The organism is Desulfovibrio desulfuricans (assembly GCF_024460775.1).
Lineage (GTDB): Bacteria > Desulfobacterota > Desulfovibrionia > Desulfovibrionales > Desulfovibrionaceae > Desulfovibrio > Desulfovibrio desulfuricans_E.
This window is the reverse complement of sequence record NZ_JANFYZ010000017.1, coordinates 32,061-52,153: the sequence shown is the minus strand read 5'-3', so window position 1 is coordinate 52,153 and position 20,093 is coordinate 32,061. Positions and strand designations below refer to the sequence as shown.

Annotated in this window: 16 protein-coding genes; 7 read left to right on the top strand and 9 right to left on the bottom strand. The window is 57.6% G+C overall.

The window, feature by feature from the left end; genetic code table 11:
• The first annotated feature begins 188 nt into the window (after nucleotides 1–188).
• The 4 genes from NE637_RS14015 to NE637_RS14000 all read left to right on the top strand — a co-directional run bounded on the left by NE637_RS14015 (nucleotide 189) and on the right by NE637_RS14000 (nucleotide 7,279).
• Complete coding sequence (locus NE637_RS14015; RefSeq protein ID WP_215648034.1) at nucleotides 189–1,178, top strand: ABC transporter ATP-binding protein; 990 nt, start codon at nucleotides 189–191, stop codon at nucleotides 1,176–1,178.
• Nucleotides 1,179–1,594: 416 nt separating this feature from the next.
• Nucleotides 1,595–3,352, top strand: coding sequence for a methyl-accepting chemotaxis protein (locus tag NE637_RS14010; protein WP_227123244.1), 1,758 nt, complete (start codon nucleotides 1,595–1,597; stop codon nucleotides 3,350–3,352).
• Nucleotides 3,353–3,582: 230 nt separating this feature from the next.
• Nucleotides 3,583–5,340 carry a methyl-accepting chemotaxis protein gene (locus tag NE637_RS14005; protein ID WP_227119254.1) on the top strand — a complete coding sequence of 586 codons (1,758 nt, stop codon included), beginning with the start codon at nucleotides 3,583–3,585 and terminating at the stop codon, nucleotides 5,338–5,340.
• A 181-nt stretch (nucleotides 5,341–5,521) separates the two neighbouring features.
• A complete protein-coding gene (locus NE637_RS14000; protein ID WP_227119253.1) occupies nucleotides 5,522–7,279 on the top strand; it encodes a HAMP domain-containing methyl-accepting chemotaxis protein in 1,758 nt (585 codons plus the stop codon).
• 78 nt (nucleotides 7,280–7,357) lie between these two features.
• Here NE637_RS14000 and NE637_RS13995 read toward each other — a convergent pair whose 3' ends face one another.
• Nucleotides 7,358–8,365, bottom strand: coding sequence for a DMT family transporter (locus NE637_RS13995; protein ID WP_227119252.1), 1,008 nt, complete (start codon nucleotides 8,363–8,365; stop codon nucleotides 7,358–7,360).
• Between the two features lie 109 nt (nucleotides 8,366–8,474).
• On the opposite strand from NE637_RS13995, the gene pdxR reads away from it, so the two are divergent.
• Nucleotides 8,475–9,902, top strand: a complete 1,428-nt coding sequence (gene pdxR / locus NE637_RS13990; RefSeq protein WP_227119251.1) for a MocR-like pyridoxine biosynthesis transcription factor PdxR — start codon at nucleotides 8,475–8,477, stop codon at nucleotides 9,900–9,902.
• A gap of 136 nt (nucleotides 9,903–10,038) precedes the next feature.
• Here pdxR and NE637_RS13985 read toward each other — a convergent pair whose 3' ends face one another.
• From NE637_RS13985 to NE637_RS13950, 8 genes are all read right to left on the bottom strand, one after another.
• On the bottom strand, nucleotides 10,039–11,838 hold the full coding sequence (locus tag NE637_RS13985; protein ID WP_227119250.1) for a methyl-accepting chemotaxis protein: 1,800 nt from the start codon (nucleotides 11,836–11,838) through the stop codon (nucleotides 10,039–10,041).
• A 555-nt stretch (nucleotides 11,839–12,393) separates the two neighbouring features.
• Nucleotides 12,394–13,395, bottom strand: coding sequence for a ketol-acid reductoisomerase (gene ilvC, locus NE637_RS13980; protein WP_022659635.1), 1,002 nt, complete (start codon nucleotides 13,393–13,395; stop codon nucleotides 12,394–12,396).
• 344 nt (nucleotides 13,396–13,739) lie between these two features.
• Nucleotides 13,740–14,228 (bottom strand): acetolactate synthase small subunit, encoded by a 489-nt coding sequence (gene ilvN, locus NE637_RS13975; RefSeq protein WP_022659634.1) that lies wholly within the window; start codon nucleotides 14,226–14,228, stop codon nucleotides 13,740–13,742.
• An 11-nt stretch (nucleotides 14,229–14,239) separates the two neighbouring features.
• Nucleotides 14,240–15,931: a biosynthetic-type acetolactate synthase large subunit gene (ilvB, locus tag NE637_RS13970; protein WP_192113954.1), complete on the bottom strand. Its 1,692-nt coding sequence runs from the start codon at nucleotides 15,929–15,931 to the stop codon at nucleotides 14,240–14,242.
• A gap of 25 nt (nucleotides 15,932–15,956) precedes the next feature.
• A complete protein-coding gene (locus NE637_RS13965; protein ID WP_022659632.1) occupies nucleotides 15,957–16,184 on the bottom strand; it encodes a DUF465 domain-containing protein in 228 nt (75 codons plus the stop codon).
• A gap of 210 nt (nucleotides 16,185–16,394) precedes the next feature.
• Nucleotides 16,395–16,697: a YggT family protein gene (locus tag NE637_RS13960; protein ID WP_192113955.1), complete on the bottom strand. Its 303-nt coding sequence runs from the start codon at nucleotides 16,695–16,697 to the stop codon at nucleotides 16,395–16,397.
• 47 nt (nucleotides 16,698–16,744) lie between these two features.
• On the bottom strand, nucleotides 16,745–17,437 hold the full coding sequence (locus tag NE637_RS13955; protein WP_192113956.1) for an HAD family hydrolase: 693 nt from the start codon (nucleotides 17,435–17,437) through the stop codon (nucleotides 16,745–16,747).
• A complete protein-coding gene (locus tag NE637_RS13950; RefSeq protein WP_227119249.1) occupies nucleotides 17,434–18,354 on the bottom strand; it encodes a hypothetical protein in 921 nt (306 codons plus the stop codon). Before NE637_RS13950 ends, NE637_RS13955 begins: the two co-directional genes overlap by 4 nt.
• A 228-nt stretch (nucleotides 18,355–18,582) precedes the next feature.
• Between NE637_RS13950 and pdxS the strand changes: the two genes are divergently transcribed.
• A complete protein-coding gene (gene pdxS, locus NE637_RS13945; RefSeq protein WP_192113958.1) occupies nucleotides 18,583–19,464 on the top strand; it encodes a pyridoxal 5'-phosphate synthase lyase subunit PdxS in 882 nt (293 codons plus the stop codon).
• Complete coding sequence (pdxT, locus tag NE637_RS13940) at nucleotides 19,464–20,042, top strand: pyridoxal 5'-phosphate synthase glutaminase subunit PdxT (RefSeq protein ID WP_192113959.1); 579 nt, start codon at nucleotides 19,464–19,466, stop codon at nucleotides 20,040–20,042. The genes pdxS and pdxT overlap by 1 nt, the downstream gene beginning before the upstream one ends.
• Nucleotides 20,043–20,093 lie beyond the last annotated feature (51 nt).

Sequence of the window (20,093 nt, the reverse complement as noted above, 5' to 3'; positions counted from 1 at the left end):
AGGGCGTAAAAGTCGGGTTTGCGTAAATCAGCCTGACAGGCTCACCCACCCCGCCGTAAAACATCTCCCCTGCTTTTGCCTTTTTCCCTGCCTTTCTGCTTTTCCTGCATTTCTGCCTTTCCCCCTCTGCCTCAGCACCCCAGCCCACAAGGCTTTTTTTTGTCAGCACCTTCTGGTAGGCTCTGCCCATGAACAAGCCTTCTACCCAAGCCTCCAGCCCCCTGCTGCAACTGGAAAACCTCTCTGTGACCTTTGCAACCGCAGACGGCCCGCTGCCCGCCGTGCGCAGCGTAAACCTCTGCCTGCATGAGGGTGAAACAGTTTGCCTCGTTGGTGAATCCGGCTGCGGTAAAAGCCTCACGGCCAAAGCCATTTTGCAACTCACCCCGCCCAACGCGGTGATTGAAGGGCGCATTCTGCTGCACGGTCAGAATCTGCTTGAGCTTTCAGAAAAAGAAATGCGCTCCGTACGCGGCCGCCAGGTGGGCATGATCTTTCAGGAGCCCATGACCTCCCTCAACCCGGTGCTCAAAATTGGCGATCAGGTGGCGGAACCCTTGAAGCTGCATCAGGGCATGGGCCGATCCGAGGCTCGCGAGGCTGCCATAGAGCTGCTGACAGAAGTGGGCATTCCCGCGCCGCAAAGCCGCTATGACGATTACCCGCACCAGCTCTCGGGCGGCATGCGCCAGCGCGTCATGATTGCCATGGCCTTGTCGTGCAGACCAGCCCTGCTGTTGGCTGACGAACCCACAACGGCTCTGGACGCCACGATTCAGGGCCAGATTCTGCGCCTGCTGGCTGCCCGATGCCGAGAGCGCCGCATGGCCGTGCTGCTGATTACCCACGATCTCGGTGTAGCCGCCCAGATGGCGGATACGGTGGGCGTTATGTACGCCGGGCGTCTGGTAGAATGCGCCCCGGCCCAGGAGCTGTTCGCCGACCCGCGCCACCCTTACACGCAGGGATTGCTGCACGCCGCGCCCAGCGCCCGTTCACGCGGCCTTGAACGCCTGCCAACCATACCGGGCTCGGTTCCATCCCTTGCCAACATGCCTGCGGGTTGTCCCTTCCACCCCCGCTGCAAGTCAGCTCTTGCGCGTTGCGCCGCAGAAATGCCGCCCGCAGTCGCCAGCGGCGCGCACAGCACGGCCTGCTGGCTGGTCAGCCAGCCATAGTCGAGCGCCCGCGCGGGCAAGCATCACGCCCAGCCATTGCAGCAGACCACCTTGCGCAGATATATTGCCTCTGCTATAAACTTATTTTCCAGTTCTCCGTAAATTCAGACAGTGGTTCTGCCCGGCTCGTTCCTGAGGCCGCGCAATGCCGCATCTGATTGCTCCCCCCTTTGGCGTTGCATCCCCCCTACTGGCAACGCTTGGCAATCGGACTTTTGAATTACGGCGTATCCAAGCATTCCGCCAGACTGTCAGTTTCTGGGCCGCCCCCCCGCGGTCCACCAGAGCATTTCGTGGCGCGGTTTGTAGAATCCGCGCGAACCAGACAAACTTGTTCAAGTTCATCTGCTCTATGCTGTCAACAGCGCTGCCCAAGGCAAACGGGCAGTTTCAGCTGAACGTGGAGGATGCCTCACATGAAACTAGGCGCAAAACTTGTGCTCTCTTTCGGCAGTCTCATCGCAGTCATCCTGGTGTCTTCTGCCGTCACCATGCACAACGTGGGCGAAATGAACGGCAAGGTACGCGAGATTGACGAGGCATGGCTGCCTTCCGTCACTGCCATCCAGTCCATGAATGTGCAGCTCAATTCGCTCCGCGCCGATCTTGCGTCAATAATGTCGCAAACCTACGCCGACGAAATTCGCAAATACGAAAAGAATCTTCAGGATTCCATGGACTCCATCCAGCGCGATCAGGCCGCCTACCTGCAACTGCGCAACGCCACCCCCGGCATGGACAACGAACAAGGCAAGGCCCTTATGGCGCGCATTGCCGATCTTTCCCAGCAGGAAAGCAAGGCGCGCGAAGGCATCATCAAGGGGGTGCTGGACGGTCGGCGCGGCGTGGCAAACGTGGCCTTTGACAAAAAATACCGCCCTGTTTTTCAGGAGCTTGGCGAAACCTATGGCGAAGTTGTGCGCATGAACGTCACGGGCAGCAAGGCTGCAGCCCAAAGCGCCACCGACGCAGGGCAAAAAACCCGCAACATGTCCATTGCCATCACTCTGGCAGCCGTTGTCATCAGCATCTGCATTACCTGGATGCTCACGCGTTCTGTGGGGCGGCAACTGGGCAAGGACCCCGGCGAACTGGCCGTCATAGCCCGCCGGGTTGCCAACGGCGATTACGATATTGACGATGGAGGCACCAAAACCGGCGTGTATGCGGACATGGTTTCCATGGCGCAGACGCTTAAGGAAAATATGGCAAGGGCACATCAGGAATCGGAAAACGCAAGGCAAAGCGCCCAGCGAGCCGAAGAAGCACTGCGGCAGGCGGAAGCGGCTGGAGTTGAAGCGCAGCGCAAGGCCGAAGCAATGAGCGTCGCTTCTGCGGGTCTTCAACAGGTTGCGCAGGTGGTGAGCGATGCTTCAACGCGACTGGCCGCGCACATTGAGCAGTCTGACAAGGGCGCATGCGAAACATCGCTCCATCTGACGGAAGCCGCCAACGCCATTCAGCAGATGAACAAAACCGTGCATCAGGTGGCGCAGAACGCCGCAGCCGCCAATGCCGCATCGCTGGAAACGCGCCAGAAAGCCGAGCAAGGCGCTGAAATCGTCAAGCGCTCCCTGCACAGCATCAGCGAGGTGCACCATGTTTCGCTGGCGACCAAGAACGATATGGCGCAGCTTCGGGAACATACGCAAAACATCAACCGCATCATGAATGTTATTTCGGATATTGCCGACCAAACCAACCTGCTTGCCCTCAACGCCGCCATTGAAGCTGCCCGCGCGGGCGATGCCGGGCGCGGTTTTGCCGTGGTAGCAGATGAGGTGCGCAAGCTGGCGGAAAAAACAATGGCTTCCACACATGACGTGGCCAACGCCATCACGGCCATTCAGGAAAGTGCCGCAAAAAGCATGGATTCAGTGGATAACGTTGCCCTTCAGATTGAGCAGGCCAATGATTTTGCCCAGCAATCCGGGCAGGCGCTGACAGATATCGTTGTGATGGTGGAGTCCACCTCTGATCAGGTTACCGCCATCTCTTCTGCCAGCGAGGAGCAGTCTGCCGCCAGCGATCAGGTGACAAGCGTCATTGACCAGATCAACGGCATGTCCCGGCAAACAGCCTCTGCCATGCGTGCAGCCACAGAGGCTGTGGAAGATCTGGCGGCCCAGGCCAACGGACTTTCGGGCCTTATTGCGCAGATGCGCGCCCAGTAGTTTTTTCAGGGCATCCCTGTATGTCTGCAACATTCGTTGCAAAAACGCCGACCTCCGGGTCGGCTTTTTTGTTTATGAACAAGGATGATAATATCAATTTAACAATAAAACCTGCCAGAGATGTTCCCAATGCAACATGCATTGCCACAAAAGCCCCATATCATTTTTTGAACTTGACCAGCCGCCATTGTGCATAGCATGCAACACCACCTGTTGGGAGATCGTCTGCCATGAGCCTGAGAGCACGTCTGATTCTGTCTTTCGGAAGTATAATTATCATAATGTTAATCACGTCCGGCCTGACCATCAGGAATCTCACCCGCATGAATGCCGAGATCGCATCCATAGGCAGCACATGGATTCCTGTGGCTACATCCATCCAGAGCACCTATGCCCTGCTGTTTTCTTCCAGAGGGGATCTTTCAGCCATTACAACGCTGCACGACCCCAAGGAGATAGAGAACTACAGCGCGCATATGACTGGGCTGCTGCGACGCATAGGCGACAGTAAAAAGGCTTTTGCTGCCGCCCTTGAAAATATGCCGCCGTCAGACCGTAAACAGGCCATTATGGACATAACAGCCCAGATAGAAGCGCAATCAGGGCAATTTGTAACCATGCGCAAAGACCTGCTTGCTTTTATCAGAGCCGGAAAAAATGAAGAAGCCGCCCAGTTGCTTGCCAGCAGCCGAGGCCCCTTCCTCAGGCTGGCTGACCTCTATGAACAGATTGTCAGCCTGAGCAACGAAGGCGCAAACATTGCCATTACAAACGCCAGCGGCGTCAGCGAACAATCAATTATTTTTTCATCAGGATTATCTCTGGTTGCTGTACTTATTGGCACGGCGGTCATTCTGCTTCTGCTCAGGGTGGTCCATAGGCAGCTTGGCAAAGACCCGGGAGAACTGGACAACATAGCCAGGCGCGTGGCCCAGGGGGACTATGCCCTTGACGACGATACTGCAAAGCGCGGCGTCTACGCCTCAATAATTGCCATGGTGCAGGCGCTCAAAACCCACATTGAAAGAGCCCAGCGCGAATCTCTGGCGGCACAAGAGCAGTCAGCCAAGGCAACAGAAGCCCTGCGCCAGACGGAAGCCGCCAATATAGAAGCCCAAAACAAGAGTGAGACTCTACGTGCAGCAGCCGCCAAACTTCAGGAAGTGACGCATGTAGTAAGCACAGCCACCGCGCGCCTGGCCACGCAAATCGAGCAGTCGGACAAAGGTTCGCAAGAAACAACGGGCAGGCTGAGCGAGGCGGCTTCTGCCATGCAGCAGATGAACGCAACGGTGCAGGAAGTGGCGCGCAACGCGTCCATTGCCTCGCAGGCCTCCACAGAAACCCGCGCCAAAGCCGAAAATGGCGCAGAGATCGTCAAGCGTTCGCTGCACAGTATTGATCAGGTGCATGAAGCGTCCATGACGCTCAAGGACGACATGGCTCTACTGCGGGAGCACACGCAGAACATCAACCGCATCATGGGTGTTATTTCAGATATAGCCGACCAGACCAACCTGCTGGCGCTCAATGCCGCCATTGAGGCCGCCCGCGCGGGAGAGGCCGGGCGGGGATTTGCCGTGGTTGCTGATGAAGTGCGCAAGCTGGCGGAAAAAACCATGGCCTCCACCCATGACGTTGCCAGCGCCATTGAGGCTATCCAGTCCAGCGCCGCCCAGAGCATGGATTCTGTGGACAGAGCGGCAAAACAGATTGAAGAAGCCAACACCTATGCCAGCCAGTCTGGTGCGGCGCTGGCCGACATTGTTGCTACGGTCGAGAGCACTGCCGATCAGGTTAATGCCATTGCAGCCGCCAGCGAGCAGCAGTCTGCCGCCAGTGATGAAGTTAGCGGCGCCATCACGCAAATCAGCGAGATGGCGCGCCAAACGTCCAAAGCCATGAGCGAGGCGGCAGAGGCCATAACCAACCTTTCCGCCCAGGCCAGCAACCTCATGCAATTGGCAGAAGCCATGAATCACGATTGATCCCGACCCGCTACGGCGTCCCCCATATACTGCATGGCACGTACAAAGCGGTGGTTCAGAAAAACCACCGCTTTGTTGTATATTTTGTCCTTCATATTACTGAAAAAATTTAGCACGTTCTTTGCATAAGTTATACATTCATCGCAAGTGCCTGTAGCACAAACCCAGGAGGTGAAAACCTATGCGACTGATTGTAAAACTTGGACTATCATTCTTTTTCATTACACTTGTTCTGCTTGCGATGAGTGGCATGTCGATTAAAAACATTTCTGCAATGAATAAAAGATTCATTGAAATAGATACATCTTTGCTCCCATCTCTCATAGAACTTCAGGAAATGCATCTGAAATTCTGGATTATCCGCTCTGACGTATTGGCGCTTATTTCACAAACATCGCCCACAGAGATCGAACGCTATTCCTCCAACATCACCAGCACGATGGATTCAATCAGGGAAAACCATGACAGATATTTTACCATTGTGGGTGAATCAGAAGACCAGCACCATGTTGCGGCAAAGGAACTGATAGAAAAAATTGATGCAATTTCACGCAAGCTCAACACAGTGCGCAAAGAAATTCTTGCATTTGTGCAATGCGAAGAACGTGGCGAGGCAATAAGTATATTTGAAAAAAAATACACACCGCTATTTAACAGCCTTGAGCCACTCTATGAAGAGCTGATGGAACTTACCAAGTCAGACAGTAAACAGGTGTCTGCCGAGGCCGTCGCCACAGGCGAAAACGCAGTTAAAGGCGCATATGCGCTCAGTGCTGCCGCCGTATTTTTCAGCATCATCGTTTCTCTTGTACTTTCGCGTTCCATAAAGCATCAACTTGGCAAAGACCCCGGCGAACTCCAGGCTGTGGCCAGCCGTGTTGCTGCCGGAGACTACGACATTCACGACGCGAATAGCGACAGTGTTGGCGTGTACGCTTCCATAGTCTCCATGGTGCAGGCGCTGAAAACCCACATTGAAAGAGCCCAGCGCGAATCGCTGGCGGCACAAGAGCAGTCAGCCAAGGCAACAGAAGCCCTACGCCAGACGGAAGCCGCCAATATAGAAGCCCAAAACAAAAGCGAAGCCCTGCGGATGGCCGCCGCCAGACTTCAGGAGGTGGCCCGGGTAGTGAGCGCGGCCACAGCGCGCCTGGCCGCGCAGATCGAACAGTCAGATAAAGGCGCGCGAGAGACCTCGGGCAGACTGGGAGAGGCGGCTTCTGCCATGCAGCAGATGAATGCCACAGTGCAGGAAGTGGCGCGCAACGCGTCCGTTGCCTCTCAGGCCTCCACAGAAACCCGCGCCAAGGCGGAAAACGGCTCAGAAATCGTCAAGCGATCGCTGCGCAGCATTGATCAGGTGCATCAGGCATCCATGACGCTCAAGGGCGACATGGCCCAACTGCACGAGCATACGCAAAACATCAACCGCATCATGGGCGTTATTTCAGACATAGCCGACCAGACCAACCTGCTGGCGCTTAATGCCGCCATTGAGGCTGCCCGCGCGGGCGATGCCGGGCGGGGCTTTGCCGTGGTGGCGGATGAAGTGCGCAAACTGGCGGAAAAAACCATGGCCTCCACCCATGACGTTGCCAACGCCATCAAGGCCATCCAGTCCAGCGCCACCCAGAGCATGGATTCTGTGGACAAGGCCGCACGGCAGATTGAAGAAGCCAACACCTATGCCAGCCAGTCTGGTGCGGCCCTGAGCGATATTGTGGCCACGGTCGAGGGCACGGCGGATCAGGTCAATGCCATTGCCGCCGCCAGCGAGCAGCAGTCTGCCGCCAGCGATGAAGTAAGCCGAGCCATAACGCAGATAAGCGAAATGTCGCGCCAGACCTCAGCCGCCATGCGCGAAGCTGCGGATGCCGTGGCCGAACTGGCGGGGCAAACTCAAAACCTCATGGAGCTTATGTCCAGCATGCAGCAGTAGCACAAAGAAAGGGGCTGTTCCAGCAGCGCAATGCGCATCTCTGCCGGAACAGCCCCATCGGCCCGAAATATTTTTTGTCTACGGCTCTTCCGCCACGGCAGGCTTGCACCGTCTGCCCAGCCAGCGGGCGATCACAGGGGGCAGCCAGCCAGCGCCCTTTTGCCCTGCCCCGGCAGCTTTATCCCTGCTTGGCGTGTACTGCCTTTTGACAATATAGACGCCCGCCAGCACCACCGCTATGCCCAGAACTTCCAGACCCGACAATTTCTCTGAAAATATGGTCCACGAATACACAGCCGCAATGGCAGGCTGGCAAAGACAGATCACCGCAGAAAGGTTGACGCTGAGCTTGCCCTGACAATGCGTGAGCATGTTGTGCCCTATCACCTGTACACAGAGCGTAAGAGCCAGTATGGGCCACAAATCGTCCCAGCTTCGCGGAATCTGCAAACCCTCCACAGCCCACGAGGCAAAAAACAGGCCCACGAGTCCGCCAACGGCACTGCCAAGCATTATGACGCTACTCTCCATCCTGTCGCGCAGGCGGTAGGCAATGAGCAGAAATCCCGCGTAAAAAAAGGCCGCAGCCAGTGCCAGAAAATCGCCAAAATAGTTGCCCGGCACAGGGCTGGCCTTGCCCCCCACCAATAGCACCACCCCGGCAAGGGTAACAGCCGCGCCGGGAATGAACAGCCTTGGCAGCCGCTCGTGAAACAGGAAGTACGAAACCGGAATGACCGTGAACGGCGTCAGGTTGGTGAGCAGGTTGGCATTGGCAACTGTTGTGTAGCTGAATGCCGAGTTCCACAAGGCCACGTCGCCCGCCAGAAACAGGCCGGATAACAGCAGCAGGACAACATCCCTGCCGCTGAGCCGCCCAAGTCTGCCGTAGGCCAGGGGCCAGAGCAGCGGGATGGAAAACAGCATGCGGTACATCCCCGTATTTATGGGCGACAGGCCGCTCTGCCGCACAAATATGCCTCCGGTGGCCAAAAAGGCCACGGCCAGCACCGCCAGCAGAACGTATCTTGTGCCGTTCCCCCGCCGCATTCCGCCCTGCGGCGCAGTATCGCCTTGCGTGGACATGGAGCCTCCCATCCTTTTGTTGTGTTTGCTGCCCCCTTTGATACAGTGGACATGGCACCATCAAAAGTGCCACATGACACATATTTTATGGTGCCACCTGGAGGCAGACATGATCAGCACGGGCAAGGAAGGCTCCGGGCCGCTGTATTTGCAGATATACAGCCAGTTAAAGCAGGATATTGCCTGCGGCGCGCTTGCAGAAGGCACGGTTCTGACCGGCAGCAGGATGCTGGCATCCATGCTGGGGGTCAGCCGCAATACTGTGGACAATGCCTATAGTCAACTGGTGGCTGAGGGGTACATAGCCGCCCGAAGGGGTGTGGGCTTTGTGGTGCAGCATGTTCCCAGCATTGGCGTGACAGCCGCAGTACCCGGGCACCCCGTGCAGCCTGAAACATGTGCGCAAAGACAGACGCTGGCGCACGGGCAGCCTCTGATTTACGACCTGACAAACAGCAGCCACACGGTTGATCTTTTTCCTAAAAGCCTCTGGAAAAAATACACCTTTGAATGCCTTGATATGCTGGAGAGAGAAGAAAAAATCTCTGCCTTGCAGGTCATGCAGGGCGAACCCTACCTGCGCAGAAACCTGCTGGCCTACCTCAAGCGCATTCGCGGCGTGAACTGCACGGAAGGCCAGATCGTCATAACCTGCGGTTTGCAGCAGTCTCTGGAATATCTGTGCAAAATAGCAGCCCAGCGCGGGCAGAAAATCCTGATGGAAGAACCCGGCTTCAACAAGGCAGCCGCCGTGTTCCGCAACAATCACCTGCCCATTGAGACCGTACCCGTGGACGATAGCGGCCTGAAAGTGGCCGACCTGCCCCACAGGCCGCAGGCCTTTGCCATCTATACCACGCCGTCCCACCAGTTCCCCACAGGGGTCACGCTCCCCATCGGGCGCAGGCATGCCCTGCTGCGATGGGCGCAGAGCAACAACGTCTACGTGCTTGAAGACGACTTTGACAGCGAGATGCGCTACTATTCCAAGCCCATTCCTTCGCTGCAATCCATAGATACGGAAGCACGGGTCATCTACCTTGGCACTTTTTCCAAGGGCATATCCCCTTCCATCCGTATGGGTTACATGATTTTGCCGCCGCAGCTTGCCGCCGCCTTCCACGAAATGTTTGACGAATACAACAGCACCGTCCCCGTACTGAACCAGTACATCATTGGCCGCCTGCTCGAAACCGGCCAGTACGACAGACACATCCGCCGTCTGAGCCATGTGTTCAAAAACCGCCTTGAGCTGTTCATCCAGGAATTTTCCCGCCTGGGATCTGGCCTGCGCATTACAGGCAACGGTACCGGCCAGTATTTTCTTTTGCGCTTTTCTGCCGGAACAGACCAGAATCTGCTTATAAAAAAAGCCCTGGAGCAGGGGGTGCGTGTCTACCCCACCATGCAGTTCTGGCAGGACAAGGCCGAATGCCCGCCGGACACGCTGTTTCTGGGATTTGGCAAAATTCGCCTTGAAGACATACCAGGTTGCGTGACGCGGCTTAAGGTCGCCTGGGCGGAATGGCTGCATTGAGAGGGGCAGATAGCCGCCAGCGCCGAGTGACCAGAGAGGACAACCATTCTGAATACTTCTGCATCCTGAATGCAAAAGGGCCTCTGCACGGCTTTGCACCGCACAGAGGCCCCGCAGTGTTGCAAAAAGACCGCCCCTAATTTTTCATGTCCACAATCAACTCGGCCAGCCCCCTGGCCTGAACTGCCAGATCAGCCACGGCCTTTTGGGCTTCGTCCATGGCTTCAGCCGTCTGGTGGGCAACCTGGGTGGCGTCGTCAATTGAATGATTGATTTCTTCGCTGGCGGCAGACTGCTGCCCGCTGGCCTCGGCAATGGCGTTCACCTGGCTGGCGGTTGCCTCAACGGTAGCCACAATTTCTTCCAGAGCCTTGCCCGACTGATTGGCAAAATCCGTGGCCTGCTCCACCTGTCCCACAGCACTGTCCATATCCGAAACGTTCTTGGCCGTACTTTCCTGAATGGCCTTGATGGCGTTGCCCACATCCTGGGTTGAGGCAAGGGTTTTTTCCGCCAGTTTGCGCACTTCATCAGCCACCACGGCAAAACCGCGCCCGGCGTCGCCCGCGCGGGCAGCTTCAATGGCGGCATTGAGCGCAAGCAGGTTGGTTTGGTCCGCGATATCGGAAATAACACCCATGATGCGCGTAATGGCCTGTGAATGGTCGTTAAGTTCGGCCATGCCATCCCTGAGCCGCAACGAGACTTCGTGAACATGACCAATGCTCTGCACGGCCTTTTCCACAATGCCCGCTCCGCTCAGGGCGCGCTCACGCGTCTGACCGGCCGCATCGGATGCCGTTGCGGCGCTGAGCGCCACCTCCTGTACGCTGGCGTTCATCTGGTTCATGGCTGTTGCGGCCTCTGCAAGCATCTGGGCAGAATGCACGGCCCCTTTGTCCGACTGCTCTATCTGGGCCGAAAGCTGGGTAGAGGCAGTGCTTACAGCCTGGGCAACCTGCTCCAGCCTTTCCGCAGCCTGAAGCATGGCAGCGGTTTTGTCCTTTGCCTTGAGTTCGGCTTCAAGAGCTTCCGCCTGCGCCTGTTGGGCTTCACTGGCGGCCTTGCCGGCAAGACGGCTCTGTTCCTCGGCCTGACCGATAAATTCCTTGAGCTTCACAACCATTGCGCTCAAGGCCTGTTGCAGGGTCGCCACTTCATCACGCCCGGTTGTTTCAAATTCTTCATCAAGGTTGCCCTGCGCCACGGCGCGGGCATGCCGGGTTATACCCGCCAGCGGTCGGGTTATGGACACGACCATGACATAGGAAAGCGGGCAGACCACCAGAAGCAGTATAGCCAGAAAACCACCGCCATAGATCGCCAGCTGGCTGTGCAGGATGGAGCGCATGGTGGTGATGAGGTGGCTTTCGGCCTTGTCCACATTGTCGATATACACGCCCGTGCCAATCCAGAAGGGCGTGCCCGCGATAGCTTCCGCATAACCCAGCTTGAACACGTCGCCAGAGCCGGGCTTGGGAAACACAAAATCCACAAAACCGCCGCCGCGCTGCGCGGCCCTGTACAGTTCACTGACATAGTGAACGCCCCTGCTGTCGGCGGTTGAAGCCAGATCCTTGCCGATCAGTTGCTTCTGCAAGGGGTGGGCAGCACTGACCGTGCCCTTGTACACATAAAAATACCCGGAGCTGTCATCCTCAAACCGGGCGCTGTCCACATACTGCGCGATGGTGCGCAACTGCTCGGCCTCGGGCTGGCCTTGCGTCATGCCCGCCAGACCAAGCGCCTGGGAATGAGTGATATCCTTGATGCGCGCCCTTTGGGAGTCGAGCAGCATTTCCTTGGCAAGTGCCGTGCCGTCAGCAATGACGCCTTCCGTCATGCGCACGGACAGGCCCGCGATGGAAATAATCAGGGCGATCATGATGATGACAAAAAAGATAATCCGCTGACTGATGCTGAAATTTCTGAGCACGTCTTAATCTCCTGAAAAATCAAGGTGCAAACCGACACGCCGAAAAGCCGCGTCAACTCTCCTGCGCAGGCGCGCGCTGTTGCAGCGGGCGCGGGGCGCAAAAAAGTACCGCGCGGGCACATTGCCAGGGCAAGTCATACCAGCGTAACTGGCTGCATAAATGGGCGGTCGCAAGGCAAAGGCGGGAAGCAATGCACACATGATAAAACCAAAAGCGGAAAGGCCATGCCCGTAAAATACGGCACACCGATGCAGCCCGCAGGATGCTCCGGCGCATGGAAGACAACAACTTTATATACAAGCTGTATGGCCTGATTGTGGCAAACAGTAATTATTTTTGCAACATGCAGAAGTCGATAAAATTGATCAATTTAGTATGACAACATCCCCTGCCTGTCTGAAATAATGTCGGCTGCGTCCCAATCCTCTACGGGCTGGCCCTTTGAAAGGAATCGGCTTTATGATTTTCAGCAGGTATAAAAATTGGGGCCTCTCACGGAAATACCGCGAAAAGCCCCAACAAAGCGCTTTCAGCCAGCGCTTGAAACAGCGGAACTAGTCTTTCTTGTCCTTCTTGAGCCAGGACATCATGCCGCGCAGTTCCTTGCCCACCTTTTCGATCTGATGTTCAGATTCGTTGCGGCGGGTGGTGAGGAACATGGGGTACTTGGCGCGGGCTTCAAGAATGAAGTTACGCGCAAACACGCCGCTCTGGATGTCCTTGAGCACGCCCTTCATTTCCTTTTTCACCGTTTCGGTGATCAGGCGGGGGCCGGTGACGTAATCGCCGTATTCAGCGGTATTGCTGATGGAGTAACGCATGCGGGAAAGGCCGCCCTCGTACATAAGGTCAACGATGAGCTTCATTTCGTGCATGCATTCAAAGTAAGCCATTTCGGGCTGATAACCGGCTTCCACCAGGGTTTCAAACCCGGCCTTGATGAGGGCGGAAACGCCGCCGCAAAGAACGGCCTGTTCGCCGAAGAGGTCGGTTTCGGTTTCTTCACGGAAGGAGGTTTCAATAACGCCGGAGCGGGCGCCGCCGATGCCCTTGGCATAGGCCAGAGCAATCTTGAGGGCTTCGCCGGTGGCGTCCTGATGAATGGCCACGAGGCAGGGCACGCCGCCGCCTTCGGTGAAGGTGCGGCGCACCAGATGGCCGGGGCCCTTGGGAGCGATGAGGAACACGTCCACATCCTTGGGCGGCTGGATCTGGCTGAAGTGGATGTTGAAGCCGTGGGCGAACAACAGGGCCTTGCCCTTGGTCAGGTGGGGCTTCACGTCATTTTCGTACACGGCGGCCTGCACTTCGTCAGGCAGCAGAATCATGATCAGGTCGGCCTGAGCGGCGGCCTCGGCAGCAGACACGGGGGTAAAGCCGTGCTCCTTGGCCAACTCGTAGTTGGCGCCGCCGGGGCGCTGACCCACCACAACCTTGACGCCGGAATCACGCAGATTCTGGGCATGGGCATGGCCCTGACTGCCATAACCGATGATGGCCACGGTCTTGTTTTTCAAACAATTAAGGTCTGCATCCTGATCGTAATAAACTTTCATCTGAACATCCTCTGAGATCACTCACGGTTAGACAAAAAAATACATCCCTTGCCGCCCTTGCGGCAAGGACAGAGGGGGGCCGACTGGATACGGCGGGCAAGGCCGCCTGTGGGACGCTTTGCCAATGACCCGGGCTGGTTTGTATGGATATACTCACCACCCCGACCTCATGCGCGTTGTCAAGGAGACCTTGTGGGCCATTGACACGCTCACGGGCTAACGCTCCTGTAATCTCGCGGCGCAATGCCGCGCGACCGGATTCTTCACGCGTGTGGCAGCCATGCCTTGCGGGGTGCTTTGTGCCAAACACCCCGGCAAAAGGCCGCACTTCGCGTCCCGGAACCCTAATCCGTTTTCTTGGAACGACGCATGGCAACTGCGCCTGTGCGCGCCAGTTCCTTGATTCCAAACCGTTGCAGCAGGCTGATGATGGCGTCCAGCTTGTTCTGATCGCCAGTGGCCTCAATGGTCATCTCATTGGGGCTTACATCAACCACCTTGCAGCGGAATATTTCAACAGTCCGCAGAATTTCGCCCCGCATGGGGCCTTCTGCCTGCACTTTGACAAAGATCATTTCACGCGCCACAGCGGGAATATCCGCAAAATCCACCACCTTGATGACCGAAACAATCTTGTGGAGCTGCTTCATGATCTGCTCCAGAATAAGACTGTCGCCATCGGTGGTGATGGTCATGTGCGAAACGCCCTCTTCCAGGGCCGGGGCCACATTGAGCGAATGAATATTGAAGCCGCGCCCGCTGAACAGGCCAGCCACGCGGGAAAGCACGCCGGGTTCGTTTTCCACCAGCACGGAAAGCACATGTCGTTGCATAGCCATCTCCCTTACACCAGCAACATTTCATCAAGCGCCGCACCGGCGGGCACGATGGGGTACACGTTTTCTTCGCGCTCTACCACCACGTCAATGAAGGCAGGGTTGGGCGAAGCAAGGGCCTTTTCAAGCACGGCCCGCATGTCTTCAGCCTTTTCAATGCGATAGCCTTCGGCCCCGTAGGCCTCGGCCAGCTTCACAAAGTCGGGCTGGGCTTCCATGTTGGTGGAACTGTAGTTGTTGTTGTAAAAGAGCTCCTGCCACTGCCGCACCATGCCCAGATAGCGGTTGTTCAGAATGACGACCTTGATGGGCAGCCTGTTGGCCACCACGGTTGCCAGCTCCTGAATATTCATCTGCAGCGAGGCGTCGCCTGCCACGGCAATGACCTTTTTATCCGGAAAGGCAAACTGCGCCCCCACCGAAGCGGGAAAGCCGTAGCCCATGGTGCCGAGGCCCCCGCTGGTCAGCAGGGTGCGCGGCTTGGTGAACGAATAGAACTGGGCCACCCACATCTGGTGCTGGCCCACCTCGGTGGCGATGATGGCATCGCCGCCGGTGATGTCGTAAAGGGCCTCAATGACCGACTGCGGCTTGATATTGCCGTTGCACTGGTAACACAGGGGTTTGCTCGCCTTCCATTCGGCCACGGCGGCAATCCAGGCGGCATGTTCGCCAGCCCAGTCCTTGTTTTCCAGCTTGGCCTCGCAGATTTCTGCAATACCCTCCAGCGCCAGGCGGCAATCGCCAACCACAGGAACATGCACTTCCACATTCTTGCGAATGGACGTGGGGTCAATGTCGATGTGCACAATGCGGGCCTTGGGCGCAAAGGCCGCCAGCCTGCCTGTAACGCGGTCGTCAAAGCGCGCGCCCACGCACATCAGCACATCGCAGTTGTTGATGGCAAGGTTGGCCGCATAGGTGCCGTGCATGCCCACCATGCCCAGCCACAGGGGGTCGGTGGCCGGAAAAGCCCCAAGCCCCATGAGGGTGCAGGTAACGGGAATGTTCAGCTTGCGCGCAAGGCCGGTGAGGGCCTCTGCCCCATCAGACAGAATAACCCCGCCGCCCGCAAGAATCACCGGGCGCTCTGCCTTTGCCAGTTCTTCCACCGAGCGGCGCAACTGGTTCAGGTTGGGCTTGTAGGTGGGGTTGTAGCTGCGCATGTAGACGTCTTCAGGCCAGACAAATTCCGCCCGCTTCTGCATGACGTCCTTGGGCAGATCCACCAGCACCGGGCCGGGACGGCCCGAACGTGCAAGGTAAAAGGCCTGACGGATGGTCAACGCCAGTTTTGTGATGTCCTTGACCAAAAAATTATGTTTGGTGCAGGGCCGGGTAATACCCACGATGTCCACTTCCTGAAAGGCATCGTTGCCGATCAGCTGGGTGGGCACCTGCCCGGTAAACACCACCAGAGGAATGGAATCGGAGTAGGCTGTGGCTATGCCCGTGACCGTATTGGTAGCTCCTGGCCCCGAGGTGACCAGGCATACGCCGGTCTTGCCCGAGGCACGGGCATAGCCGTCAGCCGCGTGCACAGCTCCTTGCTCGTGCCGTACCAGCACATGGCGTAGCTCGGGATGTCGCGGTAGTTCATCATAAATATCAATGACCGCACCGCCCGGATAACCGAACAGCACATCCACGCCCTCTCGCTTCATGGACTCAAGGAGAATCTGCGCACCAGTACATTCCATGTCCGACTCCTTAAAAAAAGCCCGGCTATCCTTGTTTCTTCAGACGATCAAGAACGGCCATGAGCTGGGTTTTTCCTTCGAGCTTCTGCTTTTTCAATTGCTTGAGCGTCTGCTCTTCAGTGGGCGAACGGAAGGCCTTGCCTTCGAGCTTTTCCACCTGTTTTTCGTAGAGCACGTGATCTTCCCAAAGGGATTTCAGCTCCGGATCAGTGGTAGCGTACTTTTCCAGCAGTTCCAGTTCTTGCTGATCCATAAGAAATCTCCATTGTTAGATGTTCATAGGCTGTTGCCTGCGCATCAACTGAGGCTTTTGCTCAAGGGGATCGGCCCGCCTGTGCCGCTGCGCCGATGTGGCTTTGTGCAGTGCGGCTGCAAGTCGTATGGGCTTATTCTCCTGGCGCGGATTCTCAGATATCCGCATGGAGCAGCGTAAAAAATCAGTCCTCCGGCGGCACCAGTTCTTTTAATGGAGCGTCATCGCGTACTGGGCCAGCGAGGTGATGACAATCCGGTTAAACAGCTCAATGGCCAGCAGCACCACCACGGGCGAAAAATCCATGCCGCTTGAATAGGTAAACGGCAACCACTTGCGCACACGGTAAAACACCGGCTCGGTAAGTGCGCGCAGGGTGCGCACAATGGGATTATACGGATCGGGGCGCACCCAGGTGAGCACAGCCGCGATAATGACAATCCAGAAATAAAGACTAAGCAGAGACCCGAGCACCAGGGCAATAGCGCTCATGGTATTGGCAACAACAATCATGCGCCCTCCAGCGTGGCTTTCTTTTGTATTCGCAACGGGGTCAAGCCTTACAGGCCGGAAACAGGCGGCAGCACTGCGGCCAGCGCAGTGTGCAGACCGGGATAATCCGCCGCCGTAATCTCTCCCCGTAACGGGCCGCCATTAAATGCGGCAAATATCACGCCCGCCCCCCGGGCTGCCTCCTTGTCGTGCTCGCTGTCGCCAACAAAAAGCACCTGCTGCGGAGGGCATTGCCACGCGGCGCATATGTGCCGCGTACCCTCGGGCGAAGGCTTGGGTGCGGCTGTATCCGCCGCGACCACAGGATTAAAATAGGAGGGCAGGGAAAAAATGTCCAGAACCGTTTGTATTCCATCGAGCTTTCGGTTGGTGTGCACGGCCATGCGCACCCCCCTGCTCCGCAGATTGCCGATAAAGTTCATAAAACCGGGCTGTAAGCGCAGCAAGGGCGTAATATCGCGTCGGTAAACAACCTCGTTTCTTATGACGTAATCGATCTCGTGGTGCAGGTGCGGCGGCACAATATGCAGCAGCGCCTGCTCTGATGTGGCCATAAAACTGTAGTGTTCCTGTTCTGGCGTCATGGGCGGCAGCCCAAACCAGGCCAGCACCCGGTTGTAATAGATGTTGTTTGCCGTGCGCGAATCAATCATCACGCCGTCGCAGTCAAAGATCACGCCAGCAATGCCGTGCGGGAACAAACCTTGCGCGGTGAGCTGCTGCGCCTGCTGACCGCTCATGATCCGGCCCTCCAGGTGATCCACACCCGCTCGGCATCAAGCGGCGGCTGCCCTGTGGGGCGGGTATGCCCAAGCAGTTTCCAGCCCGGGGCGCGGGCTTCTACCACCACGGGCAGCGGTACGCCTGCGGGGGCCGATTCCGGCGCGCCCAGCAGGCCCTGATGCTCTGGAGCCGGGGCAAAATCCAGCATATCCAACATGTCCTCGCGCATGGCCCCTTCAATAATAATAGGCGCATGAGGCGGCACAAAATAGAGCGCGTTGGCCGTTACCAGCCGCCACGGCGGCACAAGACCAGTATCAAGAGCAATGGGCGAACCAAGGCGCACCAGATCGCCCGTAAGCGCATCCGGCGTCAGCCCGGCCAAGTCGTCATCTGGGTCAACACCCAGAGAAGCTGTCAGGCTGCCTGCATTTTGGGCAAAACTCGCGGTCAGATCCGCCAGATCAGCCAGGCTTTCCTCCTGCTGCCAGACCCAGAGCAGGGTCTTCTGCGCCTGAGTGCGCGCAATCAGATACTTGCGGGCCGCCTCTGCCGCCAGAGCGGCTGCGGCATCGCCATCAGATTTTTCAAGGCCGGAGAGCATGGCCATTTCTGAACTGCGGCGCGCGGCGCGCACATTGCCAGCGGCGGCAGCGCCTACTGGCAGGCCAGAAAGGGCCGCATCGCCCATCTGTTGCAGATCGCCAAGGCAGGCCACGGCCTCGCGGGGTGAAAAGGGATAGGTATCCGGGCAAAAAAAACCTTCGGCAGGCGCATCAGGCAGACCGGGCCACAGGCGCAAAGCGCCAGCCCAGTGTGGGTCTGATCCTTTTCCGGCGGCAGAGGCCTGGCCGGACTGAGCGGACGCTTCAAAAGCGTGCAAAGGCAGTGGGCCGCGAAGCAATGGCAAAAGAATGGGGAAACTTTCTGTCATCATACTTCCTTTTGAGTCCTTAAGCATAGCCAGAGGACGCCCGAAGCGCAAGCCGCATGGGCCGATGACGGAAGTTTTTTGCGGCGGGATGTCCTGCTGCGGAGCATGTCAGGTATCATATTGTCAGGTGCGGCTTATTGACATATATACACGCCAGCAAAGCCGCCGCATGTGCGGCATGCAGACATCATCACCAGCCGGCCTCCGGCTCAGAAGGAGTAGAAAGATATGGAACAGGGCACCATCCGCCTGAAGACAGGCCTTGCTGAAATGCTCAAAGGCGGCGTGATCATGGACGTCACCACTCCCGAACAGGCTAAAATCGCCGAAGCAGCGGGAGCCTGCGCAGTCATGGCCCTGGAACGCGTACCTGCCGATATTCGCGCCGCAGGCGGCGTGGCCCGTATGGCCGATCCCACCATCGTCAAGCGCATCATGGAAGTGGTGAGCATTCCCGTCATGGCCAAGGCCCGCATCGGCCATTTTGTTGAAGCCCGCATCCTTGAGGCCATGGGCGCCGACTACATTGACGAAAGTGAAGTGCTCACCCCCGCTGACGACAAGTACCATATCGACAAGCGCGATTTTACCGTGCCTTTCGTGTGCGGCTGCCGCAATCTGGGCGAAGCCCTGCGCCGCATCGCCGAAGGTGCAGCCATGATCCGCACCAAGGGCGAACCCGGCACCGGCAACGTGGTTGAAGCCGTGCGCCACTGCCGTCAGGTTATGGACGACGTGCGCAAGCTGTGCAGCCTGCCCGAAGCCGAAGTTGCCAACTACGCCAAAGAAATCGGCGCTCCTCTTGAAGTGTGCTACGCCGTTCGCAAGGAAGGCCGCCTGCCCGTGGTGAACTTTGCCGCTGGCGGCATCGCCACCCCCGCTGACGCCGCCATGATGATGCACCTCGGCTGCGACGGCGTGTTCGTTGGCTCCGGCATCTTCAAATCCGGCGACCCGGCCAAGCGCGCCAAGGCCATTGTGCAGGCCGTGACCAACTACAACGATTTCGCCATGCTGGCCGAAATCTCCCGCGATCTGGGCGAACCCATGGTGGGCATTGAAATTTCCACCATTCCTTCTGCCGAACGCATGCAGGAACGGGGTTGGTAATGTCGCAGCTTTGCGTAGGCGTTCTGGCTCTTCAGGGAGCCTTTCGCGAGCATGTGGCCGCTGTTGCCAGCCTTGGCGCGACGGCCCGCGAGGTGCGCCAGCTCAAGGATATCGAGGGCATTGATGCCCTGATCATTCCCGGCGGCGAAAGCACCACCATCGGCAAACTGCTTAACGAATGGAACATGCTTGAGCCCCTGCGCCAGCGCATACTCGACGGCATGCCCGTTTACGGCAGTTGCGCCGGGCTTATACTGCTGTGCCGCGACATTGAAAACTCAGACCAGCCACGCCTCGGCGTGCTTGACGCCACCGTGCGCCGCAACGCCTTTGGCAGGCAGGTGGACAGCTTTGAAACCAATCTGAGCATACCCGAGATCGGGGCAGACCCCCTCCCGGCGGTTTTCATTCGCGCTCCTGTCATTACCGGCGTGGGCGCGGGCGTAAAGGTGCTGGCGGAGGTTAACGGTCAGGCGGTAGCCGTGCGCCAGAACAATATTCTGGCCACGTCCTTCCACCCCGAGCTTACGCCAGACACGCGCATGCACAGCTACTTTCTGTCCTTCTGCGGCAAGTAGGCCGCTGCGGCAATCCGCCGATAAAGCCTGATATAAAGCCCGTCCCGCATT

Coding starts and splice junctions, on each gene's coding strand:
- NE637_RS14000 (WP_227119253.1), top strand. CDS start 5,522: ATGCGACTGATTGTAAAACTTGGACTATCATTCTTTTTCATTACACTT.
- ilvC (WP_022659635.1), bottom strand. CDS start 13,395: ATGAAAGTTTATTACGATCAGGATGCAGACCTTAATTGTTTGAAAAAC.
- NE637_RS13995 (WP_227119252.1), bottom strand. CDS start 8,365: ATGTCCACGCAAGGCGATACTGCGCCGCAGGGCGGAATGCGGCGGGGG.
- NE637_RS14010 (WP_227123244.1), top strand. CDS start 1,595: ATGAAACTAGGCGCAAAACTTGTGCTCTCTTTCGGCAGTCTCATCGCA.
- pdxT (WP_192113959.1), top strand. CDS start 19,464: ATGTCGCAGCTTTGCGTAGGCGTTCTGGCTCTTCAGGGAGCCTTTCGC.
- ilvN (WP_022659634.1), bottom strand. CDS start 14,228: ATGCAACGACATGTGCTTTCCGTGCTGGTGGAAAACGAACCCGGCGTG.
- NE637_RS14015 (WP_215648034.1), top strand. CDS start 189: ATGAACAAGCCTTCTACCCAAGCCTCCAGCCCCCTGCTGCAACTGGAA.
- NE637_RS14005 (WP_227119254.1), top strand. CDS start 3,583: ATGAGCCTGAGAGCACGTCTGATTCTGTCTTTCGGAAGTATAATTATC.
- NE637_RS13955 (WP_192113956.1), bottom strand. CDS start 17,437: ATGAGCGGTCAGCAGGCGCAGCAGCTCACCGCGCAAGGTTTGTTCCCG.
- pdxR (WP_227119251.1), top strand. CDS start 8,475: ATGATCAGCACGGGCAAGGAAGGCTCCGGGCCGCTGTATTTGCAGATA.
- NE637_RS13960 (WP_192113955.1), bottom strand. CDS start 16,697: ATGATTGTTGTTGCCAATACCATGAGCGCTATTGCCCTGGTGCTCGGG.
- pdxS (WP_192113958.1), top strand. CDS start 18,583: ATGGAACAGGGCACCATCCGCCTGAAGACAGGCCTTGCTGAAATGCTC.
- ilvB (WP_192113954.1), bottom strand. CDS start 15,931: ATGGAATGTACTGGTGCGCAGATTCTCCTTGAGTCCATGAAGCGAGAG.
- NE637_RS13965 (WP_022659632.1), bottom strand. CDS start 16,184: ATGGATCAGCAAGAACTGGAACTGCTGGAAAAGTACGCTACCACTGAT.
- NE637_RS13950 (WP_227119249.1), bottom strand. CDS start 18,354: ATGACAGAAAGTTTCCCCATTCTTTTGCCATTGCTTCGCGGCCCACTG.